The organism is Candidatus Pseudothioglobus sp. Uisw_041 (assembly GCF_048087625.1).
In the GTDB taxonomy this organism is placed as follows: Bacteria; Pseudomonadota; Gammaproteobacteria; order PS1; family Pseudothioglobaceae; genus Pseudothioglobus.
Genome location: NZ_CP159805.1, coordinates 388,075 through 401,299, shown reverse-complemented (window position 1 = coordinate 401,299; position 13,225 = coordinate 388,075). Strand labels below are relative to the sequence as shown.

Genomic DNA, 13,225 nt, shown 5'->3' with positions numbered 1-13,225 from the left:
TATAGCTTCTAGCTTAAGTTTCTGAATCTTTAGTTAAAATAATTGCATCACTTACTAATTGATGAACACTTACAATCATGTATGGATCAAAATCATAATTAGGCAGTACCTTAGAAAACTGTGATTTACATATAGCGCAGATAGCAGCCAATGTGTTTACGCCATTGTCTTGTTCACTTTGCTTTAGGGCGTGCATTCTTGGTTTTGCTCCCTTTATTCTTAAATCAATAAGATCATCGGTAAGAAGTCCGCCGCCGCCGCCACAACAAAAGGTAGCAGACTTTATTGTGGATTTATGCATATCTGAAAAGTTATTACATGCGGCCTTAATGACCTCTCTTGGAAGAATAAACTGGCCATTTTCAATATCGCCCATATTACTTCCACGCGCAACATTACACGAGTCATGAAAAGTTACAACTCGATGATCATTTTTGGACTTGTCAAATGATAATTTATCTCTTTGGATTAAATCATACGTAAATTCAATCATATGTTGTGGCTGAGGATAATTACTATCTAATTGGTTTTGAAGTTTTAATGAATATTCATCACTCCCTCCCCTACCCAAGCCAGTAAGGGTATTCCAAAAACTGTAAGCTACTCGCCATGCATGTCCACACTCACCAACCACAACACGTTTAACATTCAAGTCAAGTGCTGCCTTACGAATTCGCAATGCTCCCTGCCTCATAACATCATAGTTACCAATAAACATCCCAAAATTTGCAGCTTCAGAGGCATAAGAACTTAATGTCCAGCTTACGCCGCTTTGATGAAAAACTTTAGCATAGCCAATAAGCCCATCAATATGAGGTTCAGCAAAAAAGTCTGCTGAAGGAGTGACCATTAAAACTTCAGAATTTTTAAGATCAAGAGGCAACTTAACACTGACACCAGTCTCCTCTTCAATCTCCTCCTCTAGGTCAGCTAAAGTATCTCTAAGAGCTGGCTCTGGCATCCCTAAATTATTGCCAATTTTATTAATTTTTCCTAAAATTTGGTTCGGGTATTTTTGTCCCACACCAATTGCATTCATTACTTCACGAGCTGCCATTGAAATTTCAGCAGTATCAATTCCAATTGGGCAGAATACCGCACATCTTCGACATTGCGAGCACTGATGAAAATAGTTATACCAATCATCTAACATATCCTCATCAAATTCTTTAGCACCTACTAGTTTTGGAAAATACTTCCCAGCAAAAGTAAAGTGTCTCCTATAAACGCTTCTAAATAAATCTTGCCTAGCAACTGGCATATTTTTAGGGTCAGCCGTTCCTAAATAATAGTGACACTTATCAGTACAAACACCACACTTCATGCAGGAATCCAAAAATACTTGGACAGACCGATATTTGGATTTAGTTTCCGCAATTTTATTGATTGCTACTTGCTGCCAGTTATCTATTTTTTCACCTGGAAATCCTAGGTCTTTTTGAATATCTATACTCGCCTTAAAAGGACCTTTACCAGCCATTGAGTCTTTTTTTAATGGCGGAATCGCAAGATAGGTAGGAAGTTTTTCGATACTATTTTTAGACATAATTAGCTCCCTTTATCCTTGTTGTGCTCGAGATCAATTTTGGTATTTTTTTCTTTTTGCATAGCCCACTGGGAGATATGTCTCTTTTTACGTGCATCATCAACTTGATTAAGCGTTGGAGCAAAGAATATACCTGGACCATGTAATAATTTTGATATTGGGAAAATAGCTATAAGAAAGAAGACTGGAAAAATATGAACTAAGAAAATTACTTCTGATGGCAATTCAGACCACTTAAAAGTAATTAAACCTTCTGCAAAATTTTTCACAAGGAGCATGTTTGGATGATTATTTGCGAAGGTCATTACCATTCCACTTGCACCAATCAAAATTATTAATAGCAACATAAGATAATCTGATGGCGCTGAAATATATCTAACCCTATCCACAAAAATCCTTCTGCCTAGTAATCCAAGTAACCCAAAAATAAGCGGATAAGCAGCGTATTTTAATGGTTCAGTTTTAAGTAATATTAATGGAATTTCACCAGGCCAAAAATAAACCAAATGACGAAAAAAAAGAAGGACTAGAGCAAGATGAAAACTCCAGCCAAAAAGCCAAGTCCACTTACTTGATTTAAAAAGAGTTGCAAATAAAAAAACTTCTTTAGTGAGCCTTAAAAATACTCCAGATTTTGTTAATGGAGCAGGCGCAATAGGTATTTTAAGCGGTGCAGGGGTATTCCAATATTGAACAATCTTATAAGAAAGTCCTGTAATAAAGATTAATACAGAAAAGTAGAAAAAGAGTGTAAAAAAAATGCTGATTGATGACATATGACTTATTTTTTATCTCAAAATGAAAGTCAAGATTAATTTTTCATGCTAAACACAGCCTGTTGGTTTAGGGAGGCCAGCGAATCGACATCCCTGCTTGGCAGGACCATATGGAAAAAGCGAGTAGAGGTAACGAGAATTTCCTTTGTCATTACCCAGTTTTTTAGCTATTGCCTTTGTAAGAACTCTTACTGCAGGGGCAAACTCATATTCTTTATAATACGCCTGAAGAAAATTAATAACTTCCCAATGCTCAGTAGAGAGATTTATACCATCCTCTTCAGACATCGCATTTGCAATCTCAACACTCCAATCTGAAACATTTAATAAGTAACCCTCTTCATCTACTTCCGCGCCTAGTATTTCAGCCATAGTATTTCTCAATCCTTTAAGAGTTTACTAGAAAATTATTTACACTATTTGCAACCCCACGGCCTTCATTGATTGCCCAAACCACTAGTGACTGACCTCTTCGGCAGTCTCCAGCAGAGAAAATTCCTTTTTGGGAAGTAGTATACTCACCGTGCTCAGCTTTGTAATTTCCACGTTCATCAATATCAATATTTGCATCTTCACTTAGATAGTGCTCGGGAGAAAGAAAGCCCATTGACAGGAGAACCAGCTCAGCATCCCAGGTTTTTTCAGTTCCATCAATTTCATTTAATTTACCATCTACAACTTCAACATTAACTGTTTTAATTCCACTCACATGTCCATCCTTATCTTTAATGAAAGACTTTGTGAGAAGTTGATATTGCCTTGGATCTTTACCAAAAACTTTATTAGATTCTTCATGCCCATAATCAACACGAAAAATTACCGGCCACTCTGGCCAAGGATTAGTTTCAGAGCGAACTTCTGGGGGCTGACTCATTAATTCAAAATTGGTTATAGACTTAGCACCCTGGCGAAGAGAGGTGCCTATGCAGTCAGTTCCAGTGTCGCCGCCACCAATTACAATGACATTTTTGCCTTTAGCAGAGAGCTCACTGTTGTCTGCATAGCCATTATCCAAAAGACTTTTAGTATTTGAAGTCAAGTACTCCATAGCAGGATAAATACCAATAGCATTTCGATTTTCAGCTGGCAAGTCTCTTGCCTTTGTTGCGCCAGTTGTAAAAACAACAGCATCAAATGATTTTTTCAAATCTTTCGTTGATATATCTTTACCAATATCAGTATTAGTAATAAACTCAACGCCCTCTTGTCTTAATAAATCTACGCGGCGATCAACAACATCTTTGCCTAGCTTCATATTAGGAATGCCATACATTAGAAGACCGCCTATGCGGTCACTTCGCTCATAAACAGTTACAGAGTAACCTATTTGATTAAGCTCATCTGCAGCAGCTAAGCCTGCTGGCCCAGACCCTACTAGAGCAACTTTTTTTTCAATTCGAGTATTAACTAGTCTCGGCTTTATCCAACCCTCTTCAAATCCTTTGTCAACTATAGCTAACTCAATATTTTTGATTGTAACCGCTGGACTATTTAATCCAAGAACACATGAACCCTCACAAGGAGCAGGACAAACTCTTCCTGTAAACTCTGGAAAGTTATTTGTCTTTTCTAATCGCTGTAATGCCTCTTTCCATTCATTATTGTAAACAAGATCATTCCATTCAGGAATCAAATTATCTATTGGGCATCCACTTGAAGACTGGCAGAATGGAACTCCACAATCCATACAACGAGCCCCTTGCTCTTTAAGCTGATCTAAATTATGGGTATCAGCAAATATCTCACCAAAATCCTTTATACGAATTTCTACTTCACGATAGGATTCAACTTGCCTATCTAGCTCTAAAAATCCCGTTACTTTACCCATTATTTGTTTTTTAAAAATATTATATTAATTATCTCATATTATGGTTAAAGCATTTAAAAAATAATATGATTAATATCTATTTAATACCCCTTAGCTTCTTGTGTAGGATAGAAAAAATATGTATAATTACGGCTTTTTCAGAAACCCTTAAAAGGTGGAAACGTGAATTTAATTGATCAAATCGAAAGTGAGCAACTAAGATCAGACATTCCTGAATTTTCTTCAGGAGATACTGTAGTAGTTCAGGTAAAGGTCCGAGAAGGAACTCGTGAGAGATTACAGGCCTTTGAAGGTGTTGTTATTGCAATAAAAAACCGTGGTATAAGTTCTGCGTTTACTGTCCGTAAAATATCTCATGGTGAAGGAGTTGAAAGAGTCTTTCAAACTCATTCAACTATGATTGATAGCGTAACAGTTAAACGAAGTGGTAAAGTTCGCCAAGCAAAATTGTATTATCTTAGAGGACTTACAGGTAAAGCTGCCCGTATTAAAGAAAAACTTAAAAAGAAATAATCATTTTATTTAAGTTCTAAATGCCAGTTTTACTGGCATTTTTTTTGCCCCATTTACAGAATACTCACGTAGAATAATCCCCAATGAATAGTGATCTGATAGACCAATTTATTGATTTCTACTGGCTAACAACTGGCGCCAGTAAAAATACCTTAAGTGCGTATCGCTCTGATCTTAAAATTTTTAGTAAGTGGCTTAATAATATTTCGCTTATAGATGTTGACAAGAAACAGATACAAGATTATTTTTCATATAGAAAAGATTCAAATATAAGTGCCTCAACTCAATCTAGAATGCTAACTTGTCTTCATTCTTTCTATCAATTTTTATCTGACAAAAAGAACTTAAAAATTGACCCAACTGAACAATTAGATTATCCAAAATTAGAAAAAAAATTACCTATATTTTTAAATGTTCAAGAAGTTGAACACTTGCTAGAGGCGCCAAATAGTAAATCATTATTTGGTCAGAGGGATCGAGCAATGCTTGAATTGCTATACTCTTGCGGGCTCCGCGTCTCTGAGCTAATTAATTTAAGTTATCATAACATTAATCTAAAAGATGAATTTATACGCATTCATGGGAAAGGAAATAAAGAAAGATTACTGCCAATGGGCGAAATTGCAATTGATTATTTAACAAAATATGAGCTCAATTCAAGGCCAGCACTATTAAAAAATGGTCAGAGCGATAGCTACTTTTTATCAAATAGAGGAAGGGCAATGTCTCGACAAAATTTCTTCTATATTATTAAAGATTATGCATCAAAAGCAGGAATAGATAAGCCACTCTCGCCTCACTCTCTAAGGCATGCCTTTGCCACTCACCTTGTTCAAAAAGGTGCTGACCTTCGCTCTGTTCAATTGATGCTTGGACATAGCGATATTTCAAGCACTCAACTCTATACACATATTCAAAATGCACAGCTTAAGGCGCAGCATCAAAAGCATCACCCAAGAGGATAAATCATTAGACTAAAGTTTACGAGCAATCAAGATTGTCTAACTTGTATAGTAGGGGCTTTGTTAAAGCTGAAAGTGAGACTATTGGCCGCCCTTGTTTATCAAAATTGCTATTGGATAGGAACTTCTTAAAGCAATCTTCAACTTTTTCCCAATCCTTATCAATAATTGCAAACCAAGCCGTATCACGATTTTGACCCTTTACGATAGCCATTTGCCTAAAAACGCCTTCGTATGAAAAACCGAGTCTTTGGGCAGAATTTCGTGATCTTAGATTAAGAGCATTACACTTCCACTCATATCTTCTATAGCCATTATCAAATGCCCACTTCATCATTAAAAACATTGCTTCAGTTGCTTCAGTCGTTCTTTGAAGAAGTGGGGAATAATTTATATGACCCACTTCAATTAAACCATCAGCTGGATTAATTCTTAAATAACTTGCAATACCAATTGCTTTATTGAGTTTTTTACTAATAATTGCAAAAAAGACAGGATCATCTTTTTTTTCAAATGATTCTATCCATTTATGATAATCAGGCTCAGCTTTAAAGGGTCCATAGGGAAGATAAGCCCAGTTAATATTCTCCTTATCTAATGCATTAGACAAAAAAAGGTCTTTAGAAAACTTGTCTGCAACCAAAGGCTTTAGACTAACCAAGTTTCCTTCAATTGAGATGCCTCTTGGATGTGGAGGCTCTGAAAAATTATTTACAATTTTACCAAATTTCATAAATAAGTCCTTGAAACTATTTTGACTGCATTTGATAAGTTACAAAATCGATTGTTCCTGAAATCTTATCATAAACTGCTCGTGCCCTATGATTATCACTTGCAGTAATCCACCTAACATACGGCCAATCTTTCTTGTCAGCAAGTGATTTAAGTTCTTTAAATAAAGACTGAACTACACCAGTCCCCCTGTGATCTGGATGAACATATAAGTCATCTAAAAAACCAATTAATGAGCCTCTTAATGGAGATGGCATTTCTCTAAAATGCATAAAACCAACTAAATTTCCCTGAGAAGATCTAGCGCCAATAGCATAAAACTTATTTTCTTCATCAAATATCCATGACCAGACTGTATCAAGAATATCATCATTCATTGGCATTTTATAAAAGTCAGCATAACCTTGATAAAGTTTACGCCATTGCTTTTTATCATTTATTTTTAGACTCTCTACTCTCATTATGCCATTAATTGTTTAAAGGCAACCTCAAGCCTGTCCACAGCAGCATCAACATCTTTAAGTTTATCTAGTCCAAACAAACCAAGTCTGAATGTTTGATAATCATCTCCTTCATCACACTTTAGAGGAACTCCAGCTGCAATTTGCATGCCCATATCTTTAAATTTTGCACCATTGTGTATTTCTTTATCAGAGGTATAACTCACAACAACTCCTGGAGCAAGAAAGCCATCAGCTGCAACACTAATAAAATTATATTTACTAAGTAGGCTTCTTACTCTATCTCCAAGCTCTTGCTGCTTTTGACGTGCAGTATCAAAACCAAATTCAGCAGTTTCATTAATGGTATCTCGAAAGTGCTTAATTGCATCTGTAGGCATTGTCGCATGATAAGCATGCCCACCATTTTCATAGGCCTGCATAATCTGAAGCCACTTAAGAAGGTCACATGAGTAGCTTGTACTTTGTGTCTCATGTATCTTTTTAGAGGCATTTGATGAAAGCATTACCATTCCAAATGATGGCGATGCACTCCAACCTTTTTGAGGGGCACTCACTAAAATATCAACTCCAAGTTTCTCCATATCGATCCATATAGCGCCTGAAGCAATGCAGTCTAGAACAAACATTCCACCAACTGAGTGAACCGCTTCTGCAACAGTTTGAATATAGTCATCAGGAAGAATAATTCCGGCTGATGTTTCTACATGAGGTGCAAAAACCATAGTTGGTTTTTGACTTTTAATTTGATTTACAACTTCATTGACGTCAACAGGCGCAAATGGAGCTTGAGATCCATTACTGATTTTGCTAGCTTTTAAGACTACTTGCTCAGAAGGAATATCACCCATTTCAAGAATCTGTGACCAACGATAGCTAAACCATCCGTTTCTCAAAACTAAACAACTTTTATCAGTTGCAAATTGTCGAGCTACAGCTTCCATTGCATAGGTGCCTCCGCCAGGAACTAAAACAACTGCTTCAGCGCTGTAGACCTTCTTTAGTGATGCAGAAACCTCATTCATTACGCTTTGGAATGAATTAGACATGTGATTAAGCGATCTATCAGTATAGACTACTGAGTATTCTAAGAGTCCATCAGGATCAATATTTGGTAATAAACCTGGCATTTTATAACTCCATTAATTGTAATTAAATAAAAGAATACAACAATTCTACACAGAATTGAAAAAAAAATATGAGGAAAAAACTGAAATAACTAGAGAGCTAAAAGATGAACTAAACTATATATAAAGAACTTCAAGAATTTCATAAAGGATGTCACCTTTAGGAGCCTTAACAGTGACCTCATCGCCCTCTTCATTTCCCAATAGAGCATTAGCTATTGGTGAATGACAAGAAATTTTACCAATCTCAATATCAGCCTCGTCTTCTCCAACAATTTGATAAGTAGTTTCAGTATCGTCAGAAAGATTCAAAAGTTTAACCGTGGTTCCAAATACACAACGACCATCCTGGCTAAGCTGCCTAACATCTATGACTTGTAATCGAGATAACTTAGATCCAATATCTTGAATTCTTCCTTCAATGAAGCCTTGCTCTTCTTTAGCAGCATGATATTCAGCATTCTCTTTTAAATCACCATGCTCTCTGGCCGTAGCAATGTCACTTACTATTCTTGGGCGCTCTTCATCTTTAAGTCTTAACAACTCAACTTCAAGAGCTTTGACTCCACTAACTGTTATAGGTATTGTATCCATAAAACTTATTTGTGAATTGATTGTAAAGAGCGAACTTCAAGTTTATTTGGAGACATTAAACCATCAAGCATAGCAAAAGCTGCTGCAACTGTTGTCGTACATGGAATCTTATGAATCAACGCTTGACAACGAATAACTGAGGCATCTTCTATTCCTTGGGAGTCATCAGTTGAATTAATAATTAAACTGATTTCATCATTCTTAATCGCATCAACAATATGCGGCGAACCCTCTGAAACTTTATTAACCATTGTACATTCAAGGCCAGCTTGTTTGAGAATTTCTTGATTTGTGCGTGTTGCAACAATTTCAAAATTTTGATTAATTAGTCTTTGGCCTAACTCCACAAGCCTATTCCTATCAAGAGTTCGAAGACTTACTAACACTTTACCACTAGTAGGAATTATATCGCCCGCTGCAAGAAATGCTTTATCAAATGCTGAAGGGAAATCTGGACCAACTCCCATGACTTCTCCAGTTGATCTCATTTCTGGGCCTAAAAATGGATCGACTCCTAGAAATTTATTAAATGGAAAAACTGACTCTTTAACTGAGTAATGCTTGGGAATGATTTCTGTTGTAAAGTTTTGCTCTTTCAAGGATATTCCAGCCATTACGCGTGCTGCAATATTTGCAATTGAAGCTCCAGTTGCTTTAGAAACAAATGGAACAGTTCTTGAAGCTCTTGGGTTTACTTCAATTACGTAAATCTCACCATCTTGATATGCAAGCTGAGTATTCATTAAGCCAACTACATTAAGTTCCTTAGCCATTAGCTTAACTTGCCTTCTCATCTCATCAAGAACGTCATCAGGAAGTGAGTGAGGTGGTAATGAGCATGCAGAATCTCCAGAATGGATTCCCGCCTGCTCAATATGTTCCATAATTCCGCCAATAACAATATCTTTGCCGTCACTTATTACATCAATATCAACTTCGATTGCATGATCTAAAAATGAATCTAGCAATACTGGAGAATCATTAGAAACTTGAACCGCAGTTTTCATGTAGCGCTCTAAACTCTCCTTGTTATAAACAATCTCCATTGCGCGGCCACCAAGAACATATGAAGGCCTAACAACCAGAGGAAAACCAATAGAGTCTGCAATCTTAGCTGCTTCATCTTGTGATCGAGCAGTTCCATTAACTGGCTGCTTAAGACTTAGTTTTTGAATCATTTTTTGAAAGCGCTCTCTATCTTCAGCAAGATCTATTGAGTCTGGACTAGTGCCTATAATTTTTGCCCCACTTTTTTCAAGTGCTGCTGCAAGTTTGAGCGGCGTTTGCCCACCATAATGAACAATAACACCTTCAGGCTTCTCAATGTCTATTACTGCCAAAACGTCTTCAAGCGTTAGTGGCTCGAAATATAACCGATCTGAAACATCATAATCCGTAGATACAGTTTCAGGATTACAGTTAACCATAATAGTTTCAAATCCATCTTTTTGAAGAGCAAGGGAGGCATGAACACAACAATAATCGAACTCTATGCCTTGTCCAATTCTATTTGGACCGCCACCTAAAATCATAATCTTTTTATTATTGGTAGGTTTTGCCTCACACTCTAACTGATAGGTGGAATATAGATAAGCCGTTTGTGTATCAAATTCTGCAGCGCAACTATCCACCCTCTTAAAAACTGGCTTGATATCTAAAGATAATCTTTTATCTCTAAAAGCTCCTTCAGTACATTGAAGGAGATCAGATAATCGTTTATCCGAAAAACCTTTTTGCTTTAATTTATATATTGTTTCAGAGCTAAGTTTACCTAAATCAGAGCCTTCGATTCTTTTTTCTGATAGGACAAGATCTTCTACTTGGGATAAAAACCAAGGGTCAATTTTAGAAAGATCAAATGCATCTTTTAAGCTCATACCCATCCTAAATGCATCAGCTAAATAAAATATTCTATCTGCTCCAGCAGACAAAAGCTCACTTCTAATTTTTCCCTTAGCATCTTCAGCATTAATATCTACAATTGGGTCTAAACCTGATTTGTCTGTCTCAAGACCTCTTATGGCTTTTTGAAAAGACTCCTGAAAAGTTGAGCCCATTGCCATCACCTCGCCTACAGACTTCATTTGAGTTGTAAGCCGGTCATCGGCTTGTGGAAATTTTTCAAAAGCAAATCTTGGGATTTTTGTAACAACATAATCAATAGATGGCTCAAATGACGCTGGTGTTTTACCGCCTGTAATATCATTATCTAATTCATCCAGCGTGTACCCAATTGCTAGTTTAGCAGCTACTTTTGCAATAGGAAATCCAGTTGCCTTTGATGCAAGCGCTGATGACCTTGAAACTCTTGGGTTCATCTCAATAATTGTTAACCTTCCATTCTCAGGATTGACAGCAAACTGAACATTAGAGCCTCCTGTATCGACTCCAATTTCCCTAAGAACCATAAGTGAAGCGTTTCGCATTACTTGGTATTCTTTATCAGTTAGAGTTTGGGCTGGGGCAACTGTGATTGAGTCACCTGTATGGATTCCCATTGGGTCAAAATTCTCAATAGCGCAAATGATAATGCAGTTATCCTTACTATCTCTAACAACTTCCATTTCAAACTCTTTCCAACCTAAGATTGATTCTTCAATTAAGAGTTCATTAGTGGGTGATAAATCAAGTCCTCGCTGACATATTTCTATAAATTGCTCTTTATTGTAAGCAATTCCACCACCAGACCCGCCCATTGTAAATGACGGCCTAATAATGGTTGGATAGCCAACTTGCTCTTGAACCTTAAGAGCTTCATCAATAGTATGCGCAATGGCTGCCTTTGGCATATCAAGGCCAATTTTTAACATGGCTTGGCGAAATAATTCTCTATCTTCTGCCTTATCAATGGCCTCTTTATTTGCACCAATCATCTCAACATTATGCTTTTCTAATACGCCATGACGATCCAGATCTAGGGCGCAATTAAGTGCTGTCTGGCCACCCATAGTTGGTAGCAAGGCATCAGGCTTTTCTTTTTCAATAATTTTTTCAACTGTCCTCCACTCGATTGGCTCGATATAAGTCGCGTCAGCCATTTTAGGATCAGTCATAATGGTTGCAGGATTTGAATTTACCAAGATTACTCGATATCCTTCTTCTCGAAGAGCCTTACATGCTTGTGCGCCAGAGTAGTCAAACTCACAAGCTTGCCCAATAACAATTGGCCCTGCTCCAATAATTAAAATACTTTTAATGTCGTGTCTTTTTGGCATGTTTATTTAAATATAAGATTTAATTTCATTTTGACATAAGATCTATAAATTCATCAAACAGGTAACTTACGTCATGGGGCCCAGGAGAAGCTTCAGGATGACCTTGAAAACTATAAGCAGGCTTATTTTTCACCTTAATGCCTTGAATGCTTTTATCAAACAATGATCTATGACTTACTTCAATATTATCTGGAATGCCCTTTTCTGAAACCGCAAAGCCATGATTTTGGGAGGTGATCATCACTTTTTTTGATTTAAGGTCTTGGACTGGATGGTTTGCCCCATGATGACCGAATTTCATTTTCTCTGTTTTAGCCCCAGACGCAATTGATAAGAGCTGATGGCCAAGGCATATTCCAAAAATTGGAATATTTTTTTCTAATAATTGTTTAATACTTGTAATCGCATAATCGCATGGCTCAGGATCTCCAGGACCATTTGAAAGAAAAACACCATCAGGATTTTTTGCTAGTAAGTCCTCAAGAGGAGCCTTTGCATTAAAGACTGTAAGCTCACAACCTCTATCAACCAACATTCTTAAAATATTTTTCTTGACTCCATAGTCATAAACTGCAACTTTAAATTTTGAAGATGTCTTGTTAAAAGTAGAATTTTTTATGTTGAAAGATCCTTGGTTAAAGGAGTAAGTTTTAGGAGTGGATACCACTTTAGCCAAATCCATATTTTTAAGACCAGAAAAATCTTTTGCTTTTTGAATGGCCTTGCTCGAATCTATTTTATTAGAGGCCATTATGCAGCCTTTAAGTGCTCCATGTGATCTTAGGTGGCGAGTCAAAGCCCTTGTATCAATGTTTGAAATTGCAACTATATTATTACTCGATAGGTAGTTATCAAGACTCATCTCAGAGCGCCAATTACTATACGCAAGAGGTAAGTTTCTAATAATTAAACCAGAGGCATAAACGCTTGATGATTCTTCATCGACTATATTTATTCCAGTATTGCCGATATGAGGATAAGTGAGCGCAACGATTTGCTGACTATAGGATGGATCAGTGAGTATTTCTTGATACCCCGTCATTGCAGTATTAAAGACCACCTCGCCAACTGTTTCGCCAATTGATCCAATAGATTCTCCCCAGAAAACAGTACCATCTTCGAGAGCTAATATGGCAGTTTGAGGCAAAACTTTACTCCTAATAGGGGTCAAAAAACTTCGCAAATTTTACCATGTGTTTAAGCTTAACTTATCCTGAATTTTGTAATCCAATGTTATAATTAGCTTGCCTATAACAACTTAATGTATTTGTGGAAATTTTAGTAAACGGTGAAAAAATATCACTCCCTGAAGATTCAAGTATTGAAGATCTAATTGTTCATCTAGGTTATCAAAATCAGCGAATTGCAATCGAAATCAATGAATCAATTATTCCAAAATCTAAGCATTCTTCTTTTCTACTTAAAGACCTAGACAAGGTTGAGGTGATTAATGCAGTTGGTGGTGGCTAGG

The 13,225-nt window shown here is 36.7% G+C and carries 13 protein-coding genes; 3 read left to right on the top strand and 10 right to left on the bottom strand.

From position 1 onward, the window contains the following. Positions 1-13: 13 nt before the first annotated feature. Genes dsrK through ABXT44_RS02010 form a run of 4 tightly spaced genes read right to left on the bottom strand, consistent with a single transcriptional unit; the run spans position 14 to position 4,150 of the window. On the bottom strand, positions 14-1,546 hold the full coding sequence (dsrK, locus tag ABXT44_RS02025; RefSeq protein ID WP_416687760.1) for a sulfate reduction electron transfer complex DsrMKJOP subunit DsrK: 1,533 nt from the start codon (positions 1,544-1,546) through the stop codon (positions 14-16). 2 nt (positions 1,547-1,548) lie between these two features. Then, the gene (locus tag ABXT44_RS02020; protein ID WP_271541572.1) at positions 1,549-2,322 is read right to left on the bottom strand and encodes a respiratory nitrate reductase subunit gamma; all 774 of its coding nucleotides are present in this window, start codon (positions 2,320-2,322) and stop codon (positions 1,549-1,551) included. A 48-nt stretch (positions 2,323-2,370) separates the two neighbouring features. Beyond that, positions 2,371-2,694, bottom strand: a complete 324-nt coding sequence (locus ABXT44_RS02015; protein ID WP_271541570.1) for a TusE/DsrC/DsvC family sulfur relay protein — start codon at positions 2,692-2,694, stop codon at positions 2,371-2,373. 16 nt (positions 2,695-2,710) lie between these two features. Next, a complete protein-coding gene (locus tag ABXT44_RS02010) occupies positions 2,711-4,150 on the bottom strand; it encodes a glutamate synthase subunit beta (protein ID WP_416687758.1) in 1,440 nt (479 codons plus the stop codon). Positions 4,151-4,312: 162 nt separating this feature from the next. Here ABXT44_RS02010 and rplS point away from each other — a divergent pair, with 162 nt between their 5' ends. Both rplS and xerD read left to right on the top strand, forming a co-directional pair. After that, positions 4,313-4,663, top strand: a complete 351-nt coding sequence (gene rplS, locus ABXT44_RS02005) for a 50S ribosomal protein L19 (protein WP_271541566.1) — start codon at positions 4,313-4,315, stop codon at positions 4,661-4,663. A gap of 83 nt (positions 4,664-4,746) precedes the next feature. Next, the gene (xerD, locus tag ABXT44_RS02000; RefSeq protein WP_416687756.1) at positions 4,747-5,628 is read left to right on the top strand and encodes a site-specific tyrosine recombinase XerD; all 882 of its coding nucleotides are present in this window, start codon (positions 4,747-4,749) and stop codon (positions 5,626-5,628) included. Positions 5,629-5,644: 16 nt separating this feature from the next. Here xerD and ABXT44_RS01995 read toward each other — a convergent pair whose 3' ends face one another. The 6 genes from ABXT44_RS01995 to carA all read right to left on the bottom strand — a co-directional run bounded on the left by ABXT44_RS01995 (position 5,645) and on the right by carA (position 12,901). Next, positions 5,645-6,358, bottom strand: a complete 714-nt coding sequence (locus tag ABXT44_RS01995) for a GNAT family N-acetyltransferase (protein ID WP_416687755.1) — start codon at positions 6,356-6,358, stop codon at positions 5,645-5,647. Positions 6,359-6,374: 16 nt separating this feature from the next. Then, positions 6,375-6,818, bottom strand: a complete 444-nt coding sequence (locus ABXT44_RS01990) for a GNAT family N-acetyltransferase (RefSeq protein ID WP_416687753.1) — start codon at positions 6,816-6,818, stop codon at positions 6,375-6,377. Beyond that, positions 6,818-7,948, bottom strand: a complete 1,131-nt coding sequence (locus ABXT44_RS01985; RefSeq protein ID WP_416687751.1) for an aminotransferase class V-fold PLP-dependent enzyme — start codon at positions 7,946-7,948, stop codon at positions 6,818-6,820. The genes ABXT44_RS01990 and ABXT44_RS01985 overlap by 1 nt, the downstream gene beginning before the upstream one ends. 114 nt (positions 7,949-8,062) lie before the next feature. After that, positions 8,063-8,539: a transcription elongation factor GreA gene (gene greA, locus ABXT44_RS01980; protein ID WP_416687749.1), complete on the bottom strand. Its 477-nt coding sequence runs from the start codon at positions 8,537-8,539 to the stop codon at positions 8,063-8,065. Between the two features lie 5 nt (positions 8,540-8,544). Next, positions 8,545-11,754 (bottom strand): carbamoyl-phosphate synthase large subunit, encoded by a 3,210-nt coding sequence (gene carB / locus ABXT44_RS01975; RefSeq protein WP_416687748.1) that lies wholly within the window; start codon positions 11,752-11,754, stop codon positions 8,545-8,547. A gap of 25 nt (positions 11,755-11,779) precedes the next feature. Further along, positions 11,780-12,901: a glutamine-hydrolyzing carbamoyl-phosphate synthase small subunit gene (gene carA, locus ABXT44_RS01970; RefSeq protein WP_416687746.1), complete on the bottom strand. Its 1,122-nt coding sequence runs from the start codon at positions 12,899-12,901 to the stop codon at positions 11,780-11,782. 122 nt (positions 12,902-13,023) lie between these two features. Between carA and thiS the strand changes: the two genes are divergently transcribed. Continuing rightward, positions 13,024-13,224 carry a sulfur carrier protein ThiS gene (gene thiS, locus ABXT44_RS01965; RefSeq protein ID WP_416687744.1) on the top strand — a complete coding sequence of 67 codons (201 nt, stop codon included), beginning with the start codon at positions 13,024-13,026 and terminating at the stop codon, positions 13,222-13,224. Position 13,225: the final 1 nt, after the last annotated feature.

Coding starts and splice junctions, on each gene's coding strand:
- dsrK (WP_416687760.1), bottom strand. CDS start 1,546: ATGTCTAAAAATAGTATCGAAAAACTTCCTACCTATCTTGCGATTCCG.
- ABXT44_RS02020 (WP_271541572.1), bottom strand. CDS start 2,322: ATGTCATCAATCAGCATTTTTTTTACACTCTTTTTCTACTTTTCTGTA.
- ABXT44_RS02015 (WP_271541570.1), bottom strand. CDS start 2,694: ATGGCTGAAATACTAGGCGCGGAAGTAGATGAAGAGGGTTACTTATTA.
- ABXT44_RS02010 (WP_416687758.1), bottom strand. CDS start 4,150: ATGGGTAAAGTAACGGGATTTTTAGAGCTAGATAGGCAAGTTGAATCC.
- xerD (WP_416687756.1), top strand. CDS start 4,747: ATGAATAGTGATCTGATAGACCAATTTATTGATTTCTACTGGCTAACA.
- ABXT44_RS01995 (WP_416687755.1), bottom strand. CDS start 6,358: ATGAAATTTGGTAAAATTGTAAATAATTTTTCAGAGCCTCCACATCCA.
- ABXT44_RS01990 (WP_416687753.1), bottom strand. CDS start 6,818: ATGAGAGTAGAGAGTCTAAAAATAAATGATAAAAAGCAATGGCGTAAA.
- ABXT44_RS01985 (WP_416687751.1), bottom strand. CDS start 7,948: ATGCCAGGTTTATTACCAAATATTGATCCTGATGGACTCTTAGAATAC.
- greA (WP_416687749.1), bottom strand. CDS start 8,539: ATGGATACAATACCTATAACAGTTAGTGGAGTCAAAGCTCTTGAAGTT.
- carB (WP_416687748.1), bottom strand. CDS start 11,754: ATGCCAAAAAGACACGACATTAAAAGTATTTTAATTATTGGAGCAGGG.